19 protein-coding genes are annotated in these 25,544 nt (G+C 73.0%); 6 read left to right on the top strand and 13 right to left on the bottom strand.

Features of this window, described 5'->3' with window-relative positions:
- Positions 1-90: 90 nt before the first annotated feature.
- The 10 genes from ACFWI4_RS22970 to ACFWI4_RS22925 form a co-directional block, all read right to left on the bottom strand.
- Entirely contained in the window at positions 91-1,425 is a 1,335-nt protein-coding gene (locus ACFWI4_RS22970) for a hypothetical protein (RefSeq protein ID WP_387199172.1), read from the bottom strand.
- Positions 1,426-1,494: 69 nt separating this feature from the next.
- Positions 1,495-2,520 (bottom strand): glutamate ABC transporter substrate-binding protein, encoded by a 1,026-nt coding sequence (locus tag ACFWI4_RS22965; RefSeq protein WP_387199169.1) that lies wholly within the window; start codon positions 2,518-2,520, stop codon positions 1,495-1,497.
- 14 nt (positions 2,521-2,534) lie between these two features.
- Complete coding sequence (locus tag ACFWI4_RS22960) at positions 2,535-4,004, bottom strand: hypothetical protein (RefSeq protein ID WP_387199311.1); 1,470 nt, start codon at positions 4,002-4,004, stop codon at positions 2,535-2,537.
- 339 nt (positions 4,005-4,343) lie between these two features.
- Complete coding sequence (locus ACFWI4_RS22955) at positions 4,344-5,357, bottom strand: N-acetylglucosamine kinase (RefSeq protein ID WP_387199166.1); 1,014 nt, start codon at positions 5,355-5,357, stop codon at positions 4,344-4,346.
- On the bottom strand, positions 5,354-6,619 hold the full coding sequence (locus tag ACFWI4_RS22950; RefSeq protein WP_387199164.1) for a 6-phospho-beta-glucosidase: 1,266 nt from the start codon (positions 6,617-6,619) through the stop codon (positions 5,354-5,356). Before ACFWI4_RS22950 ends, ACFWI4_RS22955 begins: the two co-directional genes overlap by 4 nt.
- A gap of 2 nt (positions 6,620-6,621) precedes the next feature.
- Entirely contained in the window at positions 6,622-7,515 is an 894-nt protein-coding gene (locus ACFWI4_RS22945; RefSeq protein WP_387199161.1) for a carbohydrate ABC transporter permease, read from the bottom strand.
- A 3-nt stretch (positions 7,516-7,518) separates the two neighbouring features.
- On the bottom strand, positions 7,519-8,460 hold the full coding sequence (locus ACFWI4_RS22940) for a carbohydrate ABC transporter permease (RefSeq protein ID WP_387199157.1): 942 nt from the start codon (positions 8,458-8,460) through the stop codon (positions 7,519-7,521).
- Between the two features lie 10 nt (positions 8,461-8,470).
- A complete protein-coding gene (locus ACFWI4_RS22935; RefSeq protein WP_387199155.1) occupies positions 8,471-9,808 on the bottom strand; it encodes an ABC transporter substrate-binding protein in 1,338 nt (445 codons plus the stop codon).
- Positions 9,809-9,939: 131 nt separating this feature from the next.
- A complete protein-coding gene (locus ACFWI4_RS22930; protein ID WP_387199152.1) occupies positions 9,940-11,151 on the bottom strand; it encodes an ROK family transcriptional regulator in 1,212 nt (403 codons plus the stop codon).
- A 366-nt stretch (positions 11,152-11,517) separates the two neighbouring features.
- Positions 11,518-12,381: a hypothetical protein gene (locus ACFWI4_RS22925; RefSeq protein ID WP_387199149.1), complete on the bottom strand. Its 864-nt coding sequence runs from the start codon at positions 12,379-12,381 to the stop codon at positions 11,518-11,520.
- A gap of 360 nt (positions 12,382-12,741) precedes the next feature.
- Between ACFWI4_RS22925 and ACFWI4_RS22920 the strand changes: the two genes are divergently transcribed.
- On the top strand, positions 12,742-13,656 hold the full coding sequence (locus ACFWI4_RS22920; RefSeq protein ID WP_387199146.1) for a hypothetical protein: 915 nt from the start codon (positions 12,742-12,744) through the stop codon (positions 13,654-13,656).
- Between the two features lie 82 nt (positions 13,657-13,738).
- Here ACFWI4_RS22920 and ACFWI4_RS22915 read toward each other — a convergent pair whose 3' ends face one another.
- Positions 13,739-14,854: a mechanosensitive ion channel family protein gene (locus ACFWI4_RS22915; protein WP_387199143.1), complete on the bottom strand. Its 1,116-nt coding sequence runs from the start codon at positions 14,852-14,854 to the stop codon at positions 13,739-13,741.
- Between the two features lie 273 nt (positions 14,855-15,127).
- Between ACFWI4_RS22915 and ACFWI4_RS22910 the strand changes: the two genes are divergently transcribed.
- Positions 15,128-15,664, top strand: a complete 537-nt coding sequence (locus ACFWI4_RS22910) for an HNH endonuclease (protein WP_037618871.1) — start codon at positions 15,128-15,130, stop codon at positions 15,662-15,664.
- Between the two features lie 301 nt (positions 15,665-15,965).
- On the opposite strand, the gene ACFWI4_RS22905 is transcribed toward ACFWI4_RS22910, so the two are convergent.
- The gene (locus ACFWI4_RS22905; protein ID WP_387199140.1) at positions 15,966-19,202 is read right to left on the bottom strand and encodes a beta-N-acetylglucosaminidase domain-containing protein; all 3,237 of its coding nucleotides are present in this window, start codon (positions 19,200-19,202) and stop codon (positions 15,966-15,968) included.
- A gap of 309 nt (positions 19,203-19,511) precedes the next feature.
- Between ACFWI4_RS22905 and ACFWI4_RS22900 the strand changes: the two genes are divergently transcribed.
- Genes ACFWI4_RS22900 through ACFWI4_RS22890 form a run of 3 tightly spaced genes read left to right on the top strand, consistent with a single transcriptional unit; the run spans position 19,512 to position 22,234 of the window.
- On the top strand, positions 19,512-19,781 hold the full coding sequence (locus ACFWI4_RS22900; RefSeq protein WP_387199309.1) for a hypothetical protein: 270 nt from the start codon (positions 19,512-19,514) through the stop codon (positions 19,779-19,781).
- On the top strand, positions 19,781-21,937 hold the full coding sequence (gene malQ, locus ACFWI4_RS22895) for a 4-alpha-glucanotransferase (RefSeq protein WP_387199138.1): 2,157 nt from the start codon (positions 19,781-19,783) through the stop codon (positions 21,935-21,937). The genes ACFWI4_RS22900 and malQ overlap by 1 nt, the downstream gene beginning before the upstream one ends.
- A gap of 57 nt (positions 21,938-21,994) precedes the next feature.
- Positions 21,995-22,234 (top strand): hypothetical protein, encoded by a 240-nt coding sequence (locus ACFWI4_RS22890; protein ID WP_385408285.1) that lies wholly within the window; start codon positions 21,995-21,997, stop codon positions 22,232-22,234.
- Positions 22,235-22,318: 84 nt separating this feature from the next.
- On the opposite strand, the gene ACFWI4_RS22885 is transcribed toward ACFWI4_RS22890, so the two are convergent.
- On the bottom strand, positions 22,319-22,798 hold the full coding sequence (locus ACFWI4_RS22885) for a DUF1203 domain-containing protein (protein ID WP_387199135.1): 480 nt from the start codon (positions 22,796-22,798) through the stop codon (positions 22,319-22,321).
- 112 nt (positions 22,799-22,910) lie between these two features.
- Between ACFWI4_RS22885 and pepN the strand changes: the two genes are divergently transcribed.
- Entirely contained in the window at positions 22,911-25,490 is a 2,580-nt protein-coding gene (gene pepN, locus ACFWI4_RS22880; RefSeq protein ID WP_387199132.1) for an aminopeptidase N, read from the top strand.
- Positions 25,491-25,544 lie beyond the last annotated feature (54 nt).

The raw sequence follows: 25,544 nt of genomic DNA, 5'->3' as shown, positions 1-25,544 counted from the left end.
GCCCATGTCCTCGTACGAGCCCTCGCAGCCGGGCCGGCCGCACGTCCGCTCACTCACCGGCTGCTCGCTCACACCGCATCCCTTCACCGCTCACGCGTCGGGCCCCCTCCGGTCCGCACGGTCATGAGGTCCGCCCTGCCCGGGCACCGGCGGGCTCAGCAGCTCGGCCGCCGCCCGCTGGTAGCGCAGCACCGCCTCCTCCGCCACCCGAAGATCGCAGGGCGCGCTCCACAGCATCCGCCGGGCCGCGTCGTAGCGCTCCACCAGGAACGGGTCCTCGGCGAAACCGTGCCGGGAGACCTTCGCCTTGTACGCGTCGAGACGGCCGCGCAGCTCGGCGCGGACCGCCAGCGGCTGGGTGACCGCCGTCAACGACTCGCGGGCGCGCAGGAGTTCGTCCTCGGCCTTCTCCTCCAGCGCCTCCAGCAGCGGCGAGAGCCGGTGCCACTGCGCGTGCCTGCGGTACTCCGCGGCCGTCGCGAGCTGCTCTTGGAGCGCCGTCGGCGGACCGCTGACCGCCGGCACCTCGGACGCGGCGATCTTGGCGAGGACCTCGCCGCGGGCACTGCGCGCCTCGGCGAGCGTGCGGTCGGCCCGGCTGAGCACGTCCCGCAGCCTCACCAGCCGCGCCTCGGCGTCCTGGCGCACGGTCAGGACCGCGTCGATCTCCCGGCGGACCTCCTCCAGGGCGCGCGCCTCGCGGTCGTACGCCGTGGTGTCGGGACGTCCGCCGCCCGGTGCCGAACTCCCCTGTGCGGGAACCCAGTAGGCGAGCGGGTCGGAGATCACTCGCTCGCGCAGGGTGGTCAGCGTCCTGGTGATCCGCTCCAGGTCGTCGCCCGAGGGGTGTTCGCCGGGGCGCACGCCCACGGAGTGCGCGAGCGCGCGGGTGCGCTGGAGCTCCGCGGCCAGTAAATCTATCCGGGCGGGCAGCGCGGACCAGACGGCGTCCGCGGTGACGACCATGTCGAGCGAGGCCGCGTACAGCTCGTTCATCCGGTCCACCAGGGCCGCCAGCGAGAACCGCTCACTGAGCTTGCCTGTGCCGGCCAGGGTCGGCGCGTTCGCGGTGGCCGTGGCCGAGCCGGCGACCGTGATGCCCGAACCGCGCAGCAGCTCGGTCAGCTCCACCAGGTCCTCACGGCTGGACCAGCGCCGCCGGGAGCGGATCTCGCGCGCGGAGCGCAGCGCGTCCGTGTAGGCGTCGAAGTACGCCCACAGCAGGGTGATCGACGCCTCCGCCGAGGCCCAGCGCTCCTTGGTCGAGCCGGTGAGTTCGGCCCCCTCCAGGAGTCTTCGGCCCGCGTGGTCCTGGAGGGCGAGGAGCGAGGTCTCGATGGCCTCGTGCTCCGCGCCGAGGCGCGCCAGCGCACGGTCCGCCTCGTCCCGGTCCATCACCGGCCCGGGGGGTCCCGTGACGCCCATCGATCACCTCTCGTTCTCGTGCGTTCCCGGCCCGCTCGGTGTGTGCGGCCGGGCAACTCTCCGTTCGTGTCAGGCGGGTTGCCTGTACTCGGCGACGGGCGGGTTCTCCGAGGGGGAGTCGGGCCCGAGGGTCGGGGCCAGCCACTTGTCGTACGACTGCCGCCACCCGTCCTTGCGGTAGTCGGCCAGGACCTGGTTGACCCGGCGTACGAGATCGTCGGAGCCCCGCTTCATCGCCACTCCGTAGTACTCGGTGGTGAAGGTGCCGCCCTTGAGCTCGACCGTGGGGTCCTGGGCGGCCTGGCTGGCGGCCAGGGCACCGTCGGTGACCACCGCGTCGGCCTCGCCGAGCTGGAGGCGCACCAGGCAGTCGAGCTGGTTGGGCACGGCCGGCAGGACGACGGCGGAGGAGGCGAGGCTGCCGGACCCCCGGTCCGCGATCAGACGGTCGTTCGCGGTGGACCCGTCCGCCGAGCAGATGCGCTTGCCGGCCAGGCTCTTGTCGTACCCGGTGATGCCGGAGTTCACCGGGGCCAGCACCTGCTGGCCGGTCTTGAAGTAGGGCGCGGAGAACGAGACGTCCTTCAGGCGTTCACAGGTGATCGTCATGGTGCGCACCACCATGTCGACCTTGCCGCTCTGGATCGCGGGGATGCGCTGGCTGGTGGGGATGGCCCGGAACTGGACCGCGTTCTCGTCGCCCAGGATGTCCTTGGCGATCGCGTGGACCAGGTCGATGTCGAAGCCCTCCAGGTCGCCGCCGGCCTTCGGGTTGTTCGGGTCGCGGTAGCCCCAGTGGTAGCTGTTCTGGTCGACGCCGACGATCAGCCGCCGGTCCTTGCGGCTCTTGATGGCGTCGATCGTCGCCCCGTCCGCGCCGGAGGGGGCGAGGCTGCGGTTCTGCGGGTCGGTGCAGTCGGCGGCCTTGGCCTGGGTGCCCAGGGCGAGGCCCGCCCCGCCGGTGCCCGAGCCGCCGTCCCCGCGCGCGGAGTCCGGCAGCATCAGCGCGAGGATGAGCGCCGTCGCACAGGCGAGCGCCATCGCGCCCACGCCGCCCCAGCCCCGCAGGCTCGCCCTCAGGCGCCGTGCGTTCATCGCCGTTCCCCCTCTCACCGGTACTCCGAAAGCCTGCGGCCGATCCCGAGCACCGCGCCCGCGGCGGCCAGCACGCCGAGGACCGCCGCGCCGGCCGGGAGCCCGGTCATGGCACCCAGGCCGTCGCTCGCCGACCGCTGGAACTCGGCCTGTTCGTGGTCGAGCGCGAGCCTCAGGTTCGTGTCGACGCCGTCGAAGCACTCGCCCGTGGGCTTCTTGTCGGCGGAGCCGATGACCCGGTCGAGCGCCACCTGGTACTCGCCGTCGTTGTCGGCCTTGCGGGCCAGCGCGTGACGCTGCTTCCAGACCTTCATGTTCGCGGTCGCGGCCTGCACGGGCTTCTCGCCCGAGCTGTCGTTCGCGAGGCCCGCCGCGACGGCGAGGCCCTGGGTGAGCGCCTTCATGTCCTGGTCGAAGTTGTAGTCGTACAGATCGACGGTCGTCTTGCCGTCGGCCAGGGTCTTGGTCTCCGCGCCCCGGCTGACCAGGGTGAGGTTCTCGTTGCCCCGCGCCTTCAGGGAGGCGATCTGGGCGTCGTGCAGCACGTTCAGGGAACGGACCCCGTGGTCGTAGGACTCGTCGAGCCCGGACCGGGCCAGGGTGTGCCCGACGGTGAGCCAGAGCAGCACGACCAGGGACGCGGCGGTCGCGGCGGCCATGCCCTGGTTCAGCACCCGGTTCGTACGGCGGTAGTTGCGGCGCTGGGCCAGGGCGAGGGCGGCGAGCGCGAGGAGACCGAGGGCGATCGCGGCCCACGGGTAGGGCTTCGCGTCGGCGTAGTCGGCGTTCAGCCGCTGGTTCTCGCGCTGGTAGAGCTGCGCGGCCCGGGGGAGCATCTCGTGCTGCATCGTGTCGTTCGCGTACCGCAGATACGCGCCGCCCAGCGGGTAGCCCTGGCGGTTGTTGGCGCGGGCCCGCTCGATCAGGCCCTTGTACTCGGGCAGCAGCTCGTTCAGCTGCGAGATCGTCTTCGCCGAGGCGGAGCCGGCCTCGGAGCTGTTGGCCGCGGTGATCAGCTTCGCGGCGGCCGTCCTGATGTCCCCCTCGTAGCGCTCACGGGTCGCCTGCGTCTCCTGACCGCCCGCCAGGAAGCCGCTGGACGCGGCGGTGTTGGCGTCGGCGAGCGAGCGGTAGATGTCGGCGGCGCTCGCGCTCAGCGGCTCGCTGCGGTGCAGCACGTTGTCCGCGGCGGCCGAACGTTCCGTCATCTGCCAGGCGGTGACCGCTCCGAACGCGACGACGAGCAGGGCGAGGACGGCGCCGATGATCCGCAGCCGCCCCGGCTCCGTCGTGGCCGCGGCCCGCAGCCGGTCCACGCCCTCCGCCCACGCCGTGCGCCGCGGGGCCGCGCCGGGCGCGGGAGAGGTGTTCCGCGGGGCGCCGAACCCGCCCTGCGGCGAAGGAGATCCGTCCGGCGGACGGGGAGGACCGGACTGGGCAGGACCGGATTGCGCAGGACCGGACTGGGCCGGCACGGACGGCATCGTGGGCGCGCCCCGCCCCGGTGGCGCCGCGCCGCCCTGCTGCGGGTGTGTCACTGTCGACCTCCCCCATGGTCATCCGCTCGGTCACGCCCACCGCGGACGCGGGAAGCGAGGCCGGCCGGCGAACGTGCACGGCGGCAAGTATCGCCGCCCGTACCGGCATCCGCACAGGCCTTGCCTGGATCTTGTTCGGATCACGGCGCAGCCCGATTCCCCCGCGCCACCCCCCTTCTCATGAACACGTGTTCCGGATCCGTTTGGTTCCCGCCCCTCCATGCCAGGTCACGGCGCTCCGGGGCCCGCGGGACCGCCACCGGCGCCGCGGACCCCGCGGGCTCCTCAGCCCCCTTCGTAGAACGCCCGTACGCGCGCGTGGATCCCGCTCTCGGCCCGGACCCTGTCCAGGCCCAGGAGGGCCGCGCCCAGGACCGGCGGGGCGGTGACCACCCGGGCGACCGCCTTGGGGGCGCGGGCGGCCAGGAGTTCACGGACGCGGTCGTCGAGCCGGGGGTGCCGGGCGGCCAGGATGCTGCCGCCGAGCAGGACCGGGGTCTCCTCGGCGAGCAGGCCGAGGCGGTTCAGGGCCACCGTCGCCATCGCGACCACCTCCTCGGCGAGCCGGTCGACGATCGCGCGGGCCACCGGGTCGCCGTCCTCCGCCGTGGCGAACAGGACCGGGGTCAGCTCGTGCCGCCGCGCTCCCGGGATGTGCTCCAGGTGCAGTGCCTCGATGAGCGCGTACATGGAGTCCAGACCGAAGTGCGCGGGCAGGGCGCGGGCCAGGTCGGTCTCCCCGCCCCGGCCGTCCTCGGCCCGCGCCGCGTGCCACAGGGCCTCCTCCGACAGCGCCCAGCCGCCGCCCCAGTCGCCGGAGATGCGGCCGATGGCGGGGAAGCGGGCCGTGAGGCCGTCGGGCCGCATGCCGACGCAGTTGATGCCAGCCCCGCAGACCACGGCGACCCCGCGCGGTTCGGCGATCCCGGCGCGCAGGATCGCGAAGGTGTCGTTGCGCACCTCCACCCCCGCGCCCCAGGCGCGCGCCTCCAGCGCGGCCGCCAACTGCTCCTCCTCCACCGGAAGATCGGCGTTGGCGAGACAGGCGGAGACATGGCCGACCGAGGTGACGCCCGCCTCGGCGAAGGCCCGTCGCACCGCGTCGGCGAGGACGTCCACCGCCGTCTCGACGCCGACCGCCGGGGGCCGGAACCCGCCGCCGCGCGCGGTGCCGGTCACCGTGCCGTCCGCGGCGACCACGGCGACGTCGGTCTTGCTGTTCCCCGCGTCGATGGCCAGGACGAGGCCCGCGGGACCGGACCCGGCAGCCGTCCCGGCACCGGTTTCCGTCGAGGTCATGCCCACGCGAGGTGCTCCCGGTTGTGCGCGATCAGCTGGTCGGTCAGGGTGTCGGCCAGGGCGTACTGGCCGACCAGGGGGTGGGCGAGCAGCGTCCGGAAGACCCGGTCGCGCCCGCCGCGCAGCGCGGCGTCCAGGGCGAGGTCCTCGTACGCGGTCACGTTCGCCATCAGGCCCGCGTACAGCGGGTCGACGGCCGGCACCGGCAGTGGGGCGGGCCCCTTGGCGTTCACCGCGGCCTGCGCCTCGATGACCGCGTCGTCCGGCAGGAACGGCAGGGTTCCCCGGTTGTACGTGTTCACCACCTGGTAGGGGCTGCCGCCCCCGCCGAGCAGCGCGGCGGCGAGGTCGACGGCCGCCTCCGAGTAGTACGCGCCGCCGCGCTTCGCCAGCAGCTCCGGCTTCCGGTCGAGCGCCGGATCGCCGTACATGGCCAGCAACTCCCGCTCCATCCGGGCGACTTCGGCGGCCCGGGACGGCTTGGTGCGCAGCTCCTGGACCACCTCGTCGTGGGCGTAGAAGTAGCGCAGGTAGTACGAGGGGACCACGCCGAGGCGGTCGACCAGGGTGCGGGGCAGCCGCAGGTCCGCGGCGACGGCGTCACCGTGCTCGGCGAGCAGCCGGGGCAGGACGTCCTCGCCCTCGGGGCCGCCCAGACGCACACCGGTCTCCCAGGTGAGGTGGTTGAGGCCCACATGGTCGAGATGCACATCGGTGGGGGAGACCCCGAGCAGTCCGGCGAACTTCCGCTGGAAGCCGATGGCCACGTTGCACAGACCGACCGCCTTGTGGCCCGCCTGGAGCAGGGCGCGCGTCACGATGCCGACGGGGTTGGTGAAGTCGATGATCCACGCGTCCGGGTTGGCGCGGCGGACCCGTTCGGCGATGTCAAGCACCACCGGGACCGTGCGCAGCGCCTTGGCCAGTCCGCCCGCGCCGGTCGTCTCCTGTCCGACGCAGCCGCACTCCAGCGGCCAGGTCTCGTCCTGCTCGCGGGCCGCCTGGCCGCCGACGCGCAGCTGGAGCAGCACGGCGTCGGCGCCCTCCACTCCCGCGTCCAGGTCGGAGGTCGTGACGATCCGGCCCGGGTGGTCCTGCCGGGCGAAGATCCGGCGGGCCAGGCCGCCCACCAGCTCCAGGCGCTCGGCGGCCGGGTCGACGAGGACGAGTTCCTCGACGGGCAGGGTGTCCCTGAGCCGGGCGAAGCCGTCGATGAGTTCGGGGGTGTAGGTCGACCCTCCGCCGACCACGGTGAGTTTCATGGTTAACCCTTCACTCCGGTGAGCGTGACGCCCTCGACGAACGCCTTCTGCGCGAAGAAGAACACGAGGATCACGGGGGCCATGACCAGGACGGTCGCGGCCATGGTGAGATTCCAGTCGGTGTGGTGCGCGCCCTTGAACGACTCCAGGCCGTAACTCAGCGTCCAGGCGCCCGGGTTCTCGGAGGCGTAGATCTGCGGGCCGAAGTAGTCGTTCCAGGCGTAGAAGAACTGGAAGAGCGCGACGGCCGCGATCCCCGGCCGCGCCATCGGCAGGACGACCCTCAGCAGCGTCCGCAGCTCCCCGCAGCCGTCGACCTTGGCGGCGTCCAGGTACTCGTTGGGGATGGTCATCAGGAACTGGCGGAGCAGGAAGATGGAGAACGCGTCCCCGAACGCCATCGGGATGATCAGCGGCCACAGGGTGCCGGACAGGTCCAGCTGCTTCGCCCAGAACAGGTACATCGGGATGATCACCACCTGGGGCGGCAGCATCATCATCGAGATGACCAGCATCAGGGACAGGTTCCGGCCCCGGAAGCGGAACTTGGCGAGCGCGTAGGCGACCGGGATCGAGGACACGACGGTGAGCACCGTGCCGAAGCCGGCGTACAGCAGGGTGTTCTTCCACCAGGTGAGGAAGCCGGGGGTGTCGAAGACCTTCCGGTAGTTGCCCCACTCCCAGGTGTGCGGGATCAGGTCGCGGCTGAGCGCCTGGCTGTCGCTCATCAGCGAGGTCAGGAACACGAACACGAAGGGCAGCACGAAGAAGAGGGCGGCCGCGACGCCGAGGGAGTGGACCGCGACCCACTCCAGCAGGGCCCTGCGGCGCGCGGTGCGTTCGGCGGGGGAGACGGCTTTGGCCAACTCCACCGGCTTGTCGAGTACTTGGGTCATCGGTCAGTCACCTGCCTGGATGAGGCCGCCCCGGCGCCGCATCAGGAACGCGGTGAACACCATGGACAGGGCGAACAGCACGAGCGCGACCACACAGGCGGAGCCGTAGTCGAAGCGCTGGAAGCCGAGGTTGTAGACGAGCTGGGGCAGGGTGAGCGTCGACTTGTCGGGGTAGCCGGGCTCGAACTGCGTCCCGGCGCCCTGGATGACGCCCGAGGCGACCTTTCCGGCGATCAGCGGCTGCGTGTAGTACTGCATGGTCTGGATGACCCCGGTGACCACGGCGAACATCACGATGGGCGAGATGTTCGGCAGCGTGACGTAGCGGAAGCGCTGCCAGGCGGAGGCGCCGTCCAGCTCGGCCGCCTCGTACTGCTCGGTGGGCACGTCGAGCAGCGCGGCCATGAAGATGACCATCAGGTCGCCGATGCCCCACAGGGCCAGCAGGGTCAGCGCGGGCTTGGACCAGGAGGGGTCGTTGAACCAGCCGGGTGCCGTGATGCCGGCCTTCTCCAGGATCGAGTTGACCGGCCCCGTACCGGGGTTGAGGAGGAAGGCGAACGCCATCGTGGCGGCCACCGGCGGGGCCAGATAGGGCAGGTAGAAGAGGGTGCGGAAGACACCCGTGCCCGTCTTGATCTTCGTGATCAGCAGTCCGACGCCGAGTCCGAACAGCACCCGCAGGGTCACCATGACGAGGACCAGCCACAGGGTGTTGCGCAACGCGGGCCAGAACAGCGGGTAGTTCTCGAAGACGTAGCGCCAGTTCTTCGTCCCGCTCCACGTCGGCGGCTTGAAGCCGTCGTAGTGCATGAAGGAGAAGTAGACGGTCGAGATCAGCGGGTAGGCGAAGAAGACCGCGAAGCCGATCAGCCAGGGCGACATGAAGGCGAGGGTCACCAGCGCCGAGCGCCGGCGTTTCGAGGTGAGCGTGACAGTACTCATGTCCGGGCGGCTACTTCGCCTGCGCGATGTCCGTGTCGATCTGCTTGGCCGTGGCCGCGAGGCCCGCCTTCAGATCCGTGGCCTTGCCGCTCTCGTAGTCGTATCCGAACTGCTGGATCGTCACGAGGTAGGTGCCGCCGTTGATGGAGGCGGGGGTCGTCGTCGAGTTCGGGTTCGACGCGATGTCCAGGAACGTCTTGAACCGCGGGTCGTACTTGAGCTTCGGCGACTTGAGGGCGGCGAGCGTCGAGGGCACGTTGTGGATGGCGTTGGCGAAGCCGACCACCGCGTCCGTGTTCGTGGTCATGTACTTCACCAGCTCCCAGGCCGCGTTCTGCTTGTGGCTGGTGGACGCGATGCCCGCGATCGTGCCGGTGACGTAGCCCTTGCCGTACTGGTCCGCCTGGTCGTCGGGGACGGGCAGCGGGGCGACGCCGATCTCGAAGTCCGGCTTGGTCTCCTCGGCCATGCCGAGCCGCCATTCGCCGTCGAGCTGCATGGCCACCTGGCCGGTGTGGAAGGGGTGCTTGGGCCCCCACTCGTCACCGAGCTTGGAGCGGTAGGTCTCCAGCTTCTTGAACCCGCCGAGTTCGTCGACCAGCTTCTTCTGCAGGGTGAACCCGGCCGCGAACGCCGGGTCCTTGGCGACGTTCGACTTGCCGCTGCTGTCGAAGTACGTCGGCGAGAACTGCCCGAAGTAGTGCTCGGTGGTGGACTCCCAGCCGTGGTAGTCCGGCATGAAGCCGAGCTGGGAGTACGAGTCGCCCTTGGTGATCGTCAGCTTCTTGGCGTCGGTCTCGAACTCGGACCAGGTCTTCGGCGGGGAGGCGATCCCGGCCTTCTTGAATGCGTCCTTGTTGTAGTAGAGCCCGTACGCGTCACCGAGGAGCGGCACCGTGCAGCGGTTGCCGTCGAACTGGGTGTACTCGTTCATCGTCTTCGGGAACGTCGTCTCCGGGTCGATGTGCGCCTTCTTGAAGAAGGGGTTCAGATCGACGAGGGCGCCGGACGAACAGAACTTGCCCACGTTGTTGGTGGTGAAGGAAGAGACCACGTCGGGGGCCTTGTCACCGCCCGCGCGCAGCGCCTGGTTGATCTTGTCGTCGGTCATGTTGCCGACGATGTTCACGTGGATGTTGGGGTGCGCCTTCTCGAAGCCCGCGACGAGCGACTTCACGGCCTCGACCTCGTTCGGCGCGCTCCAGCCGTGCCAGAAGTTGATCGTCTGCTCCTTGGACGCGTCGTCCTCTCCGCCGCCGCCGGACTGGCCGGTGCAGGCGGTGGCGAGAAGGGCTATCGAGGCGGAGGCCGCGAGCGCGACGGCCGTCTTCCGGGACATTCTGGGCATGACGGGATCTCCCTGCGAGGGACGGGGCGGGACACGGGACGGTGCGGGCCCGGGCGGGGGCGAGGGAAGCGCCGGCCCGGGGCGGGGCGAAGGGGTCGGAGGGGCGGGTCGTCGAAGGAGTCGGGGCGGGGTCAGCGGGAGGTGTCGAAGACCTCGTCGCGGGTGGCTGCCAGGGCGCTCTCCAACGCGCCGCGCAGCACGGGGTGTTCGCGTACGTCGCCGACCACGAGGCGCGGCCGGGACGCGGCCAGTTCCTCCAGTTCGGCCTGGACCAGGGCGCGCAGCGGTTCGCCGCCGGCGGTGAGCGAGGCTCCGCTGAGGACGACCAGTTCGGGGTCGAGCACGGAGACGAGGGAGGCCAGACCGGTGGCGAGCCCGGTCGCGTACTTCCGCAGGAGTCGGTGGTAGGGGCCGCTGTCGACGGCGGCGGCCCGTGCGACGGCGGTGGCCGCGACCTCCGCGTACGGGCCCGTGGGCAGGTCCGTGATGCCGAGTTCGCGGGCCAGTTGCGGGATGGCCTGGGAGCCGGCCAGCTCCTGGTAGCCGCCGCTGTTGGCCCGGGTCACATGGCGGACCAGGGGGGCGCCGGGCACCGGCAGGAAGCCGACCTCGCCGGCGCCGCCGGTCCAGCCGCGGTGCAGCCGTCCGCCGAGGACGAGGGCCGCGCCGAGACCGCCCTCGTTCCAGAGCAGGACGAAGTCCTCGTGTCCCTGGGCGGCACCGAGCCGCTGCTCCGCGATGGCGACGAGGTTGACGTCGTTCTCGTACTCGACGGGCATCGGCAGGGCCGCGGCCAGTTCGTCGAGGAGGGCAGGGGAGTGCCAGCCGGGCAGGTGGGAGGCGTAGCGCAGCCGGCCCGTGTTGGGGTCGAAGGCGCCGGGGGTGCCGATGACCAGGCGGCGGACGTCGTCCCGGGCGAGCCCGGCGGCCTTCACCGCGCCGTCGAGGGCTTCGGTGACCTGGCGGACGACGGGCTGGGCCGGGCGGCGGCCGGGCGTGGGCAGTTCGTACGTGCCGACCGTGCGGCCGGTGATGTCGGCGACGGCGGCGAGGACGCGCTCGGGGGTGACGTCGAGTCCGGCCGCGTGGGCGGCGCCCGGGTTGACCTCGTACAGCTGGGCGCTGGGGCCCGGCCGTCCCTCGCTGGTGCCGGAGGCCAGGACGAGTCCGGCGGCCTCCAGGCGGGCGAGGAGCTGCGAGGCGGTGGGCTTGGACAGGCCGGTGAGCTTGCCGATCCTGGTCCGTGAGAGCGGTCCGTGCGCGAGCAGCAGATCGAGGGCGGCGCGGTCGTTCATCGCACGCAGGACGCGCGGGGTGCCCGGCGTTCCGGCGGAACCTGTCATGTCTGTCGCCACCTGCCCTTCTCGACCGACCGGCTTTCCGGGGAGACCTCCGGGAAGTCCACCGGGAGATCACTGTTAGGAAAGTTTCCTATTGCTGTGCGAGGAACGTAGGCCGGAGGAGGCGGGGGCGTCAAGGGTGAACGCGGCGGGGGCGGTGGAGTCGTTACCTGGGCGGCGGCCGGCGAGCCGGCCGGGAGGCAGAGGGGTGGGTTCGAGCGGCATCGTAGCCACGGCGGGCGACGCGGACGGGGTGGGCGGCTTCGCGCGTCGCTTCGAGGGTCGGGCAGAACGAAGTCGCCCCCGCGACAGACGAGTTCGTCTTTCGCGGGGGCGACTCGGGGTGACCCCGGGAGGGGGTGGCCCTGGTTACTTCACGTCGATGTAGTCGCCCGTGGCCGTGGCGGTGCCCGTGGTGGTGGTGCCGGCGAAGGTGAAGCGGTAGGTGCCGGCGGCCGAGGCCTTGACCGTGGTGGTCAGGGCGCCCGCGGTGCCGGAGGTCACCGTCTTGACGGTCTTGTAGGCGGTGGCGCCCTTCGCCTTGAACTGGAGGGCGGCCGGCTGGCCCTTGAAGCCGGTGTACGTGGCGCTGTTCCAGTCGGCGCGGGTCAGCTTGCCCTTGACGGTGAGCGTGCCGCCCTTCTTCACCGGCTCGGGGCCGGCGTCGGCGGTTAGCCTCGCGGCGCGCTTGACCTGGGCGGTCCCCGGGACGCCCCACATGTCGTAGCCGTAGTCGAAGCTGACGTGGTTGCCGTCGTCGTCGCTGCCCAGGCTGACGCGGCCGTAGAGGGCGGCGACCTTCCAGGTGCCCGCGTCGGCCGCCTCGTACAGGTAGTTCTCGGGGTCGACGGCGAGGATCTCGGTGCAGGACTCGGTGACCGTCGTGGCGGTGGTCGCCGTCGGGGTGCACTTCGGAGCGTTGTCCGGCTCCATCTCGTTCACCGCCTTGGCGAGCGTCGTCCCGCGGTACAGGGCGATGCCCGCGATGCTGGCCGTGCCCTCGGTGACGGGGGCGTCCGACAGGTTGTTCAGGACGAGCCCGACCGGGTGCGCCAGGGTGAACGTGACCGGGACGTTCACCACGGCGCTGGTGCCGACGACGATGGCCTTGCCCTTGTTGACCACCACGTTGGAGAACGAGAGGTCCGGCGTGGTCGCCGAGGCGGACGGCGCGGCCAGGGCGGACACGGCCAGGGCGCCGGAAACGACGGCGCCTATGGCGTACTTGCGCATGGATTCCCCACATTTCGAGGCGGGCCCCTGGGCGTTGAGCTCCAGAACAAGGGCCCGCTGTTGGGGCGACAGTAGACGGTTGGGGAATGTGGCCGGAATGCGGGGGTCCTGTGAAGGGGGCGCGGGTCAGGCGACTCCGTGCGGCGGGCGCGGAGGCCTGGAGTGCCGTGCCGATGCGTCAGGAGCGTGACGGCCCAGGCCCATTACGGGTTCGTCACGATCGGCCGGGCGGGGGTGGGACGGACTGGGAGGCTTTGTGCCGATCCACGCCCCTCGGGGTGGAGGCTTCGCGATGCCAGTGGCGGTCCCGGCGGTGTCCCCGCGTCGTCCTCGCGGGATCCCGTTCCTATGATCCGCCGCATGAAGCTGAACCGTTCGGCGGGTGCCGCGCCCTCCTTTCCGGCCGCGGACCGCCGGGGAGGACCCGTGAAGCTGTTCCTCGCCTGCTGGCGCGGGGCCGCGGCCAGGCTCGTGCCGGTGGCGCTCTGGATCTCCGCCATGGACTTCGTGGACGGCGGTCTCACGCGGGACGCGGTGCGGAGCGCGCTGGTCGTCGACCCCCTCGTCTGGGCGGCCGTGTCCCCCGTGTGGGCGGCCTTCGGGCTGTGGTCGCTGGGCCGGAGGGCTCGCGCGGCAGGTGTCGCGCTCACCGCCGCTGCGCTGGACCGCCGGCAGGGCTACGCGCTGCGGCCGGCCGGGGTCCCGGACGACGGGTGGCTCGAGCGGGTCCGGGAGCGGCTGCTCGCCTCGGAGCGTTCGTTCCTGGTCGTCGAGAGGGAGCGCGAGGAGATCCACTTCCGGTGGCGGCCCGGATGGAGCGACCGGTCGGTCTGGGCGACGGTGTCCTTCTGCGGACCCTCGCCGGGCGTCGTCCTCGACGTCAGGGACGACGAGCGGTGCCCGGGGGCGGGCGGCCTGGGCAAGGGCTCGGCGTTCGCCGCGGTGTGCCAGATGGCCGCGGCGACCGGGCTGCGAGCGGTACCGCTGATCGAGGCGCGCGGGTCCGCGGGGGAGCGCGCGGCGGCCGGGGAGCCCCCGTGTGCCGGGGAGCGCCCGTCCCCGCCCGCCGGGCCGCACGCGTCCGCCGGAGAGAACCCGCAGGTCGGGGGACACCCGCGGGACGCTGAACCCCCAGGCGAAGCAGCGCGCCCGCTTGTCACCGAACCCCTGCTCGTCACCGAACCCCGGCTCGTCACCGAGCCCCTGCTCGCCGCAGAGCCTCCGCTCGCCGCCGAGCCCCCGGATGGGCACGGGTCCGGGGCCCGGGACGGCTGACGGGCCGCGGGTGGGGGTACGGCGAAGGGGCGGCGCCCGGAGGTTCCGGGTGCCGCCCCTTGGGTGTGGTGCCGCCGTGGTGCTACTTCGGTACGCCCGACGGAGCCGAGGACGCCGGGGACGGGATGGGCGCCGTCGCCTCCGACTGGGGGGAGGCCGGGTTCCCCAGGACCGACGGGGCCGCCACCGCGGCCGCCGGGTCGACGGGCTCCTCCTCGACGGGGGCGGTCGGGCCGCCCACGATGCGGATGTCGGCGGCGTCGAAGGCGCGCTTGATCCGCCAGCGGAGCTCGCGCTCCACGGAGCTGGCCTTGCCCGGCATCGTCTTGGCCGAGACCCGGACCACCATGGAGTCGAGGAGCACGCTGTCCAGGCCCAGGATCTCCACCGGGCCCCACAGCCGCTCGTTCCAGGGCTCTTCCTTGCTGATGGTCTCGGCGACGTCTTCGATGACCGACCGGACGTGGTCCAGCTCCTCCGAGGAGCGGACGGTGACGTCCACCCCGGCCGTGGCCCAGCCCTGGGACAGGTTCCCGATGCGCTTGACCTCGCCGTTGCGGACGTACCAGATCTCGCCGTTGTCGCCCCGCAGCTTGGTCACGCGCAGGCCCACCTCTATGACCTCGCCGGAGGCCACCCCCGCGTCGATCACGTCACCGACGCCGTACTGGTCCTCAAGGATCATGAAGACGCCGGAGAGGAAGTCGGTCACCAGGTTGCGGGCGCCGAAACCGATCGCGACACCGGCCACACCCGCCGAGGCGAGCAGCGGGGCCAGATTGATCTGGAACGTGCCGAGGATCATCAGCGCGGCCGTGCCCATGATCAGGAAGGACGCGACCGAGCGGAGCACCGAGCCGATGGCCTGGGAGCGCTGCCTGCGGCGCTCCGCGTTCACCAGCAGACCGCCGAGCGTCGTGCCGTCGACGGCCTCGGCGGTGCGGCTCATCCGGTCGATGAGCTTGGTGATCGACCGGCGGACGAACACTCTCAGCGCGGCGGCGATCACCAGGATCAGCAGGACGCGCAGACCTATGGCCAGCCAGGTCGACCAGTTCTCCTCGACCCAGCTGGCGGCGTGGGTCGCACTCTCCTGGGCGTCCTGGAGAGTGGGGGCCGTGAGCGGACCGGTCGACGTCGAGGGGGACGGCGACGGCTCCGCACCGGCGGCCAGGGCCGATAGGACGGGCAGGGACACGGCGGGTACCTCCAGGTATGGCGGTCTGCCCGAGGCGGGGACACAGAAGGGGTGCCGTCAGGGCAGAACCACCACACTAACGGGGCATCGTGTGTGGATCGTTGTCATGTCGAGGGGAGAGACCGTGCTCACCTGGGGATGTAGGGGATGTGGTCGAAAACACTCCCAGCCCGTTACCGGGACATGGTGGCGCCACCACCAGGCATGAGGGGAGACTGACCTACAGATCGTCCCGGCGCGAGCCACGCGCCGCCGGCGTACAAGGAGGCATCCGTGCCGCACGTCCTGGTCCTCAATGCGTCGTACGAGCCGCTCGGCGTCGTACCGCTCCACCGCGCGCTCGTCCTCGTCCTCGAGAACAAGGCAGTCTGCCTCGAGGAATCCGGCGCCTTCATGCACAGCGCGACCGTTACTGTCCCCGCACCCAGCGTGGTCCGGCTGAAGAGGTTCGTACGGGTTCCCTACCGAGGGCCCGTCCCGCTGACCAGGCGAGCTCTGTTCGCCCGCGACGGCGGCCGGTGCATGTACTGCGGTGGCGTCGCAACCAGCGTCGACCACGTCATCCCGCGCTCCCGCGGGGGTCAGCACGCCTGGGACAACGTGGTGGCGTCCTGTCGCCGCTGCAACCACACCAAGGCCGACCGCCACCTGGTCGAGATCGGCTGGCGCCTGCGCCACAAACCCGCCCCGCCGACGGGGCTCGCGTGGCGCATCATCGGAACCGGGCACAGGGACCCACGCTGGATGCCCTACCTGCAACCGTACGGCGCGGACGACGCCATGGCCCGGATCGACGGCATTTCAGCCTGACGATCCGGGCCTTCGCGTTGGTGGCGCCGGCCCGGCCGCCACCGCCCCGGCTGCCCGGGAGGACCCCCGTGCCTCCCGGCAGCCCGCACCCCGCGCCGCACGGGCGCCGGCGCCTGCCCGCGTGTCACCCGGACGGCCCCGACGCCCGTGATTATCGCCACGCCGAACACGGACGGCGGAGCCGTCCCGGACCCGCCGAAGGCGCGGGGGCGGGGGCGATCCCGGTGAGAAGCGTCACCAGAGCCGTCAGGAGGACGGCGAGACCCGCCCCCAGCCGCGGCCGGGGCCGAGCCGGCCGGTGTCACTCCGCGACCGCGTACGCCTCGGCCGACCACAGCGAGTAGCCGTAGGCCGTGGCCCGCCGCAGCCCCTGGACGCGTACGAAGCGCACGTCCCGCTCGTCGAAGCGGACCGACTCCCGGCCGCCGCGGCTGTCGTCCACGGTCGTCGCGGTGCGCCAGACCCGCCCGTCCGCGGAGACCTGGACGCGGTACGCCGAGGGGTGCGCGTCCTGCCAGCTCAGCACGAGCCGGCCGAGCCGCACCGGCTCGGCGAACCGCACCTGCCACCAGGCGCCGTCGTCGACGGGGGAGGACCAACGGGTCGAGGGATCACCGTCGTTGGCCGCCGAGGCCGGGAAGTCGGGGGTCTCGTCACCGGACGAGGAGGCCGTGCCCGTGCGGGCCAGATCGGGCCCCGCCGTGCGCGGGAAGGCGCGGACGGTCAGGGTGCGGGTCTGCGAACCGAAGGCGACCGTCACCTCGTACGTGCCCGAGGGCGTCCCCGGCGGCACGGTCACCTCCACCAGGCTGTCGACGACGGCTCCGCGCGCCAGCGTCGGCGACGGCCGCGCGACCCTGACCCGGATGCCCTTCGGCGCCCGTGCCGTCAGCTCACCGCTGACGCCGGTGGGACGCAGCGACGTCAGCCGGGCCGTGATCCGCTCCGTCCCGCCGATCTCCATGTCCGTCGTGGAGCGGTCCAGCCGCAGCGCGGCGGCGGGGGTGTCGGCGAACCACGGCACGAGATGGCGGACCTGCGACGGCGACGGGCCGACGACCCGCAGCGCGTCCGCCCGCACGCCCGCGGCGCCGAGCCGCGCCGCGCCGAGCTCCGTCGCGCCCCCCGGGTCGAGGTCGCCGAGGTACCGCCAGCCCTCGCCCGGGACCTGCGCCTCGACGAAGCCCGTCGCGCCGGGGTCGGTGAGCACGCTCACGTCGGTGAGGACACGGGGGCGCGGGAGCAGGACGACGCGGCCGTCCCGGCCGGTGCCGTCCCCCGGGGCCGGATCGCCCGGAGCGGTCGCGCCGCCGTCCGCGGTGCCGCCGTCGCCTCCGCCCGGGTCCGCGGTGGAGCCGCCGGTCGCCGTGCCGCCGTCCCCCGCCGTGCCGGTGCCCTTCGGGGCGTCGTGGCCGGTGGAGCCGTCGCCGCCGATGCCCGCCCACTGCTCGTACGCGGTGCGGGCCCGTGTCAGGAACGGGTCGAGCACGCCCGAGCCGACGGTCACCTCGCTCGCGGCGAGCTCGGTGCGCAGCCGGTTCAGCGTGCGGTACGCCGTCCACGCGGCCGTCGCGTCCCCGTCCGACTGGGCCTTCAGCAGCGCGACGGCCGTCTCGCCGGCCTCGCCGTAGCGGGCCAGCTTCTCGCTCCAGGGCTCCACCTCGGTGGCGATCGGCCGGCCCGCCAGCCGCTTCGGCGTCTCGCGCATCACCGTGAACGCGGCGCGCAGACGCTCGGCCGCGCGGTCGCCCGCGGCCCGGTCCGTGGTCGTCCGGGCCTGCCAGAACGCCTCCATGAGCGGCCGCAGATACGCCGACTCCTCGCCGCCGAGGACCGAGGACGCCTCGTTCCCGGCCAGCGCGTGCAGCGCGTCCGCGGTCCCGGCGTCGTCGCCCGCGAGATCCTCGATCGCGGCCTCCCAGGACTCCTGGGGCCGGTAGTCCCGCGGGTTCCAGGCGTAGTCGGCGGCGGTGAACAGCGGGATGCGGGAGGCCTCCGCCTGGGGCATCGCGTTCGCCAGCAGGGCCGCCGAACCGGTGGCCACCGCCGGCTCGCGCCCCTGGTAGGGGCCGAGGAACACCCGGTCCTGGGCGTAGTCGTTGACCGGGTAGTTGTCCATGGTGACCAGCGGATGACTGCCGAACACCGAGCGGGTGCGGGCCAGTTCGCCGCCGGTGATGGTCTTCGGCACCACGCCGATGCCCGTCCACGCGACCTCGACGTCCTCGTCCAGGGCGCCCGCCAGCCGCCGCCGGTAGTCGGTCGAGCCGTCCTCGTAGTACTCCGTCGGCATCAGGGACAGCGCGGCCACCTCCGGATGCCGGGCGGCGAGATGCCGGGCCACGGCGTTCGCCACCCGGGCCTGCGCCCTCGCCGCCGCCGCGGGACCTGAGCCGAACGCGTCCGCGTCCGCCCCGCAGTGCCACTCGGTGTAACTGACGTCCTGGAACTGGAGCTGGAAGGCCCGGAACCCCAGCGCCCACATCGCGTCGAGCTTGCGGGTCAGCGCCCTCACGTCGGCGTCGGAGGAGAAGCACATCGCCTGCCCCGGGGCCACCGTCCAGGTCAGCGTGACGTGATTGCGGCGGGCCCGCTCCGCCAGGTCCCGGAAGCGGGCGCGCTCCCCGGCCGGGTACGGCTCACGCCAGCGCGCCTGCCGGAAGAGGTCGTCGCCGGGCGCGTAGACATAGCGGTTCTGCTTGGTCCTGCCCATGAAGTCCAGCTGCGCGAGCCGCTGTTCAGGGGTCCACGGGCTGCCGTAGAACCCCTCGGTGACACCCCGGACGGCGGTGCCCGGCCAGTCGCGGACGACGGCACCGGCGATCCGGCCGCCGGCGCCCAGGAGCTGGCGCAGCGTCTGCACCGCGTGGAACAGGCCGTCCTCGCCGACTCCCGCGAGGGCGACGGTGTCCCGGCCCTCGACGCTGCCCACGGCGAGCCGGTAGCCGCCGGAGGGGAGATCGGCGCGGGGCGCGGCGCCGAGCGCCGTCAGCGTCCGCTCCAGGGAGCCCGGCGCGGTGCGCGCGCCGCCGTAGGAACCCGCGCCCCGACCGCCGGTGCCCGCCGGATCCGTGCCCAGGCGCACCACCAGCGCGTGCGCCGGGAGCGCGTCACCGTCACGCGCGGTCGTGATCGTGCGCGCGCCGGCCTGCCGCAGCAGCACGCGCAACGCTTCGAGGGCGTAGGGGTCGAGGTCGCCGTCCGGGGTGTCCGCGTCGGCGCTCACGCCAGGCTCGTACGGGGTCCGCGGCACGCCCGGGGCGTACCAGCCGGCCGCCGAGCCCCGGCCGGTACCGCCGGAGGCCGCGTCCGGCGCCGGGGTGACCAGGACCACCTCGTCCGTGACGGTGACCGGGGAGCCGTTCGCGCGCAGCGACTGCGGGCGGGGCCAGACGGCGGGCACCCCGCTCCCGGTGGGCTCGTCCGCGGAGGCCGCCGGACCGTGCGGGGCGGCCACGGCCGCGGGAGCCGTCGCGAACGCGCTCGCGACCACGGCGAACGCGAGTGCGGTCGCTCCTCTTCCACGCCCGAGTCGCACGGTTTCCCCCTCGTAGCCCGCCGTTCCGGCAGCGGCGTCGGTCGGCGTCCGTCGCCGTCGAGCCCACCATTCGGGTGGTGAAGGTGTCAACGAGAGTGGCCGAAGTGCCGGTATTACCCCAGCCTGGAGGTGCGGACCGGACCGTGCGGGACGGCCGCGGAGTGTGACCAGGAGCACGTTGTCCGTCCGTCCGCGTCTGCTCCCGCGCCCACGGGGTAGGGCTGCGGTGACCGCCCGGGGCATCCGTTTCCGGTACGAACCACCGGAATGCCCCCGGCCGCCGTACCCGACCTCGACAAGGAGGCCCTCGTGGCCGCATCGGCACACCTTCTCCTCACCGCCCTGTCCGAACGCGCGGCGCGGCCGTCCGTCCCCGGCCCGCGCGCGAGCCGGGCGTCCGCCGGACCCGAGGGCGCCCACCCGTGTCCGCCCGGCTCGGAGAGCGCCTGCTCCGCCGCCCCGCTGACCAGCGAACCCCCGCTGCCCGACGCCGAGCCGCTGACCAGTGAGCCGCCGCTCGCGGACGCCGCGCCGCTGACCAGCGAGCCCACCCCGACCGGCGCCGCGTCGGGGGTCTGATGACACCCACCGGGCCCGACGGCCCACCGCCCGCCGCATCCGAGCCGGCCCCGCGGACACCCCTGGCCCGGCTCGCCGAACTGCACGGTGTCGCCCCCGGGTACAGCCCCTCGCCGGGCCGCACGGTCGCGGCCCCGGACAGCGCGCTCGTCGCGGTCCTGGCGGCGCTCGGCGTCGACGCCAGCACCCCGGACGCCGTCGGGGCCGCCCTCGCGCTGCACGAGACCGCGACCGCCGAACGGCTGCTGCCGCCGACCCTGGTGTCCTGGGGCGGCCTCGCCCCCGCGGCGCTCGCCGCGCTGCCGGCCGGCACCCGGCTGCGCGTCACCACCGAACAGGGCGAGTCCCTCACCGAGGCCGACCGGCTGCCGCCCGGCGTCCACACCCTGCACGCCACCGCCCCCGACGGCCGCGCCGCCGAGACCCACCTCGTCGTCGCCCCCACCCGGCTGCCCGCACCGCCCGGACGCGCCCACGGACTGCTCGTCCAGCTCTACTCCCTGCTCTCCCGCCGCTCCTGGGGCATGGGCGACCTCGGCGACCTCGCCGAGCTGACCGCCTGGGCCGGGCGGACACTGGGCGCCGGATTCGTCCAGGTCAACCCCCTGCACGCGGCCGTCCCCGGCGACCCCACCGACCCCTCCCCCTACCGGCCCTCCTCCCGCCGCTTCCCCGACCCGGTGCACCTGCGCGTCGAGGACGTCCCCGAGTACCCGTACGCCGAGGACCGCGACCGGCTGGCCGCGCTGCTGGAGCGCGCCGGACGGCTGCGCGACGGCGTGCTGCGCAAGGGCGCGCTGATCGACCGCGACGCCGTCTGGGACCTCAAGCGCGAGGCCCTCGAAGCCGTCTGCGCCGTACCCCTCGGACCCGGACGGCAGGCCGCGTACGACGACTTCCTCGCCGAGGAGGGCCAGGCGCTTGAGGACCACGCCACCTGGTGCGCGCTCGCCGAGGTGCACGGCTCCGACTGGCGCGACTGGCCCGCCGCGCTGCGCGACCCCCGCTCCCGGGCGACCGCCGGCGCCCGCGGCGAGCTGGCGGACCGCGTCGCCTTCCACAGCAGGCTCGCCTGGCTCACCGAGGCCCAGCTCGCCCGCGCCCAGCGCTCCGCGCGCGACGCGGGCATGAGCGTCGGGCTCGTGCACGACCTCGCCGTCGGCGTCCACCCCGACGGCGCCGACGCCTGGGCCCAGCAGGAGTACTTCGCGGCCGACATGTCCGTCGGAGCGCCCCCCGACGCCTTCAACGCCCGCGGCCAGGACTGGGGCCTGCCGCCCTGGCGCCCCGACCGGCTCGCCGCCTGCGGCTACGCCCCCTACCGCAGGCTGCTGCGTGCCCTCCTGCGGCACGCCGGCGCCCTGCGCATCGACCACGTCATGGGCCTGTTCCGGCTCTGGTGGATCCCCGAGGGACAGCCGCCCACCGAGGGCACGTACGTCCGCTACGACGCCGAGGCGATGCTCGCCGTCCTCGTCCTGGAGGCCTCGCGGGCCGGAGCGCTGGTCATCGGCGAGGACCTCGGCACGGTCGAACCCGGGGTGCGCGAGGCGCTCCAGGAACGCGGGCTGCTCGGCACCTCTGTGCTGTGGTTCGAACGTGACTGGGACGGCGACGGCCTGCCCCTGCCGCCCGACGCCTGGCGCGCCGACTGCCTGGCCACCGCCACCACCCACGACCTGCCGTCCACCGCGGCCCGGTTCACCGGCGAGCACGTCGAACTCCGCGACCGGCTGGGGCTGTTGACCGGTTCCCTGGCCGACGAACGGGCGGCCGCCGCCACGGACGTCCGGGAGTGGCTCGCCCTGCTCGCCCGGCTCGGTCTGCTGCGCGGCCCGAGCGGCGGGGCCCCCGCGTCGGCGGAGGAGGCCGAGATCCAGGCCGTGCACCGCTTCCTGCTGCGCACCCCCGCCCGGATGATCGGCGTCTGGCTCCCGGACACCGTCGGCGACCGCCGTCCGCAGAACCTCCCGGGCACCTGGGACGAGTACCCCAACTGGCGCCTGCCCATCGCCGACGCCGAGGGCGCCCCGGTGACCCTGGAGGACCTGGCCGCCTCGCCCCGGCTGCACGCCCTGATCGACGTGGTGCGGGAGGACGGCGGGCCGCCCGGCGCCCCCGGCGGCCCCCCGGAACCCCCGTCCCGGGTCCCGTGACCTCCGTACGGCACCCCCGGACGCGCGGCCCCGTCGGGTGTTCGCTACGTTTGCACCGTGGACAAGAAGAACGCTCTGCGCGCCGGTGCCCTGGCGGCCGGTACGACGCTGATGATGCTGCTCATGTCGTCCCCCGCGCTCGCGCTGACCCGCGACGACGGTGACGACCCTGGCTCCGGCCTGAGCGTGATCGAGACGCTCGGCCTCTACGTCGTGCTGCCGCTCGCGCTGTTCGCGGGCATCACCGCCCTCGTGATGGTCCTCGACAAGTCCCACAAGCAGCCGAAGCAGGGCTGAGCCCCGCCCGCTTCGCACCCGCTCTCCTCCGAGGGAGTCCCCGCGCCGGCCCGGCGCGGGGACTCCCTCGGCGCGTTCCCGGAGCTACCGGCCCCGGCGCACCTCGTAGAGGAAACAGCCGTACTCCACCGCCCGGACGTGGACCAGCGCCACCCGCGGATCGGCGAACGCCTCCTCGAAGGCCTCGCCGAAAGCGGCCGGCGACCCGACCAGCCGCCCGCCCAGGATGTGCCCCTCGGCCGAGTAACGGCGGACCGTGCGGTGGGCGTTCGTGAACGGCAGGCCGCCCCGGTCCGGGCCCGCGCACGCGTCCGCGTGGACGAAGACCGGCCCGGTCTCGTCGTACGGTCCCGGCTCGGCCCCCGTCTCCCGCGCCCAGCGGCGCAGCGGGGCGTAGGACACCAGGGCGACCCGCTCCCCGGGCTCGCTGCGGCGCAGACAGCAGCGCAGCGGGGACCCGCCCTCCTCGTCGGTCAGCGGGACCGGCCGGCGGCCTGCGTCGTCGGTGCCGAGGAGTTCCTTCAGGACGGCGGGGCCGACGGGCAGTGCGGTGTAGGTGGTCATGACCCGAGCCTTCCGCCCGTGACGGCCCGGCACCGGCGGTAAACGGACATCGCGTTCCGTGCGGGTCCCGTGGAAGGATGTCGCAACCCACACATAACGAGGAGATGACCGCGTGCCTGGCACAAACCTGACCCGCGAAGAGGCGCAGCAGCGCGCGAAGCTGCTCACCGTTGACTCGTACGAGGTCGATCTCGACCTCTCCGGCGCGCAGGAGGGCGGCACCTACCGGTCCGTGACCACGGTGCGCTTCGACTCCGCCGAGACCGGCGCGGAGTCCTTCATCGACCTGGTCGCCCCGGCCGTCCACGAAGTCACGCTCAACGGCGACCCGCTCGACCCGGCCGAGGTCTTCAAGGACTCGCGGATCGCGCTGCCCGGTCTCCTTGAGGGGCGCAACGTCGTCCGCGTCGTGGCCGACTGCGCCTACACCAACACCGGTGAGGGACTGCACCGGTTCGTCGACCCGGTCGACGAGCAGGCCTACCTGTACACCCAGTTCGAGGTGCCGGACGCCCGCCGCGTCTTCGCCTCCTTCGAGCAGCCCGACCTCAAGGCCACCTTCCAGTTCACGGTGAAGGCGCCGGCCGGCTGGACGGTCATCTCCAACTCGCCGACCCCGGAGCCCAAGGACGACGTCTGGGTCTTCGAGCCGACGCCGCGGATCTCGACGTACATCACCGCGCTGATCGTCGGCCCGTACCACTCCGTGCACAGCGTGTACGAGAAGGACGGCCAGGCCGTGCCGCTCGGCATCTACTGCCGTCCCTCGCTGGCCGAGTTCCTCGACTCCGACGCCATCTTCGAGGTCACCCGGCAGGGCTTCGACTGGTTCCAGGAGAAGTTCGACTACGCCTACCCGTTCGGGAAGTACGACCAGCTCTTCGTGCCCGAGTTCAACGCGGGCGCGATGGAGAACGCGGGCGCGGTCACCATCCGCGACCAGTACGTCTTCCGCTCCAAGGTCACCGACGCCGCCTACGAGCTGCGCGCCGAGACGATCCTGCACGAGCTCGCCCACATGTGGTTCGGCGACCTCGTGACCATGGAGTGGTGGAACGACCTCTGGCTCAACGAGTCGTTCGCCACGTACACCTCCATCGCCTGTCAGGCCTACCACCCCGACAGCCGCTGGCCGCACTCGTGGACCACGTTCGCCAACTCCATGAAGACGTGGGCGTACCGGCAGGACCAGCTGCCCTCCACCCACCCGATCATGGCCGAGATCCGCGACCTCGACGACGTGCTCGTCAACTTCGACGGCATCACGTACGCCAAGGGCGCCTCCGTTCTCAAGCAGCTCGTCGCCTACGTCGGCATGGACGAGTTCTTCCGCGGCGTCCAGGCCTACTTCAAGGCCCACGCGTTCGGGAACACCCGCCTGTCCGACCTGCTCGGCGCCCTGGAGGAGACCTCCGGACGCGACCTGGGCACCTGGTCGCAGAAGTGGCTCCAGACCGCCGGCATCAACGTCCTGCGCCCGGAGATCGAGACCGACGCCCACGGCGTCATCACCTCCTTCGCCATCCGCCAGGAGGCCCCGGCCCTGCCCGCCGGAGCCCAGGGCGAGCCGACCCTGCGCCCGCACCGGATCGCGGTCGGCCTCTACGACCTCGACGCCGAGAGCGGCAAGCTCGTCCGGGACGAGCGCATCGAGCTGGACGTGGACGGCGAACTGACCGCCGTGGCGCAGCTCGTGGGCAAGCGCCGCCCCGCGGTGATCCTGCTCAACGACGACGACCTGTCGTACGCCAAGGTCCGTCTCGACGAGGACTCCCTGGCGTTCGTCACCGAGCACCTCGGCGACTTCGCGTCCTCCCTGCCGCGCGCCCTGTGCTGGGCCTCGGCCTGGGACATGACCCGCGACGCCGAACTCGCCGCCCGCGACTACCTGGCCCTGGTGCTCTCCGGCATCGGCAAGGAGTCCGACATCGGCGTCGTGCAGTCGCTGCACCGCCAGGTGAAGCTCGCGATCGAGCTGTACGCCGACCCGACCGCCCGCGAGGCGCTGCTGACCCGCTGGACGGACGCCACGCTCGCCCACCTGCACGCGGCCGAGGCCGGCGGCGACCACCAGCTCGCCTGGGCGCGCGCCTTCGCGCTGACCGCGCGCACCCCGGACCAGCTGGACCTCCTGGAGGCGCTGCTCGAAGGCCGCGAGACCATCGAGGGCCTCGCCGTCGACACCGAGCTGCGCTGGGCGTTCGTCCAGCGGCTCGCGGCCGTCGGACGCTTCGACGAGGCGGAGATCGCCGCCGAGTACGAGCGGGACAGGACCGCCGCCGGTGAGCGGCACGCGGCCACCGCCCGCGCCTCCCGTCCCACCGAGGAGGCGAAGGCGGAGGCGTGGGCCTCGGTCGTCGAGTCCGACAAGCTCCCGAACGCCGTGCAGGAAGCGGTCATCGGCGGCTTCGTGCAGGCCGACCAGCGTGAGCTGCTCGCCCCGTACACGGACAAGTACTTCTCCGTGGTCAAGGAGATCTGGGACGCCCGTTCGCACGAGATCGCGCAGCAGATCGCGACCGGTCTCTACCCGGGCGTCCACATCGCCGAGGAGACCCTCGCCAAGACGGACGAGTGGCTGGCCGCGGCCGAGCCCAGCGCCGCCCTGCGGCGGCTCGTCTCGGAGTCCCGCTCGGGCGTCGAGCGGGCCCTGAAGGCGCAGGCGGCGGACGCCCGGGCGGCGACCGCCTAGGCAAGGAGCAGGAACCGAGAACCCCGAGGGGGCGGGCACCGGCCGGTGCCCGCC

This window comes from Streptomyces sp. NPDC127038, assembly GCF_042725875.1.
In the GTDB taxonomy this organism is placed as follows: Bacteria; Actinomycetota; Actinomycetes; order Streptomycetales; family Streptomycetaceae; genus Streptomyces.
Note: the sequence above shows the minus strand (reverse complement) of the source record. Positions and strands in the feature narration are given on the sequence as shown.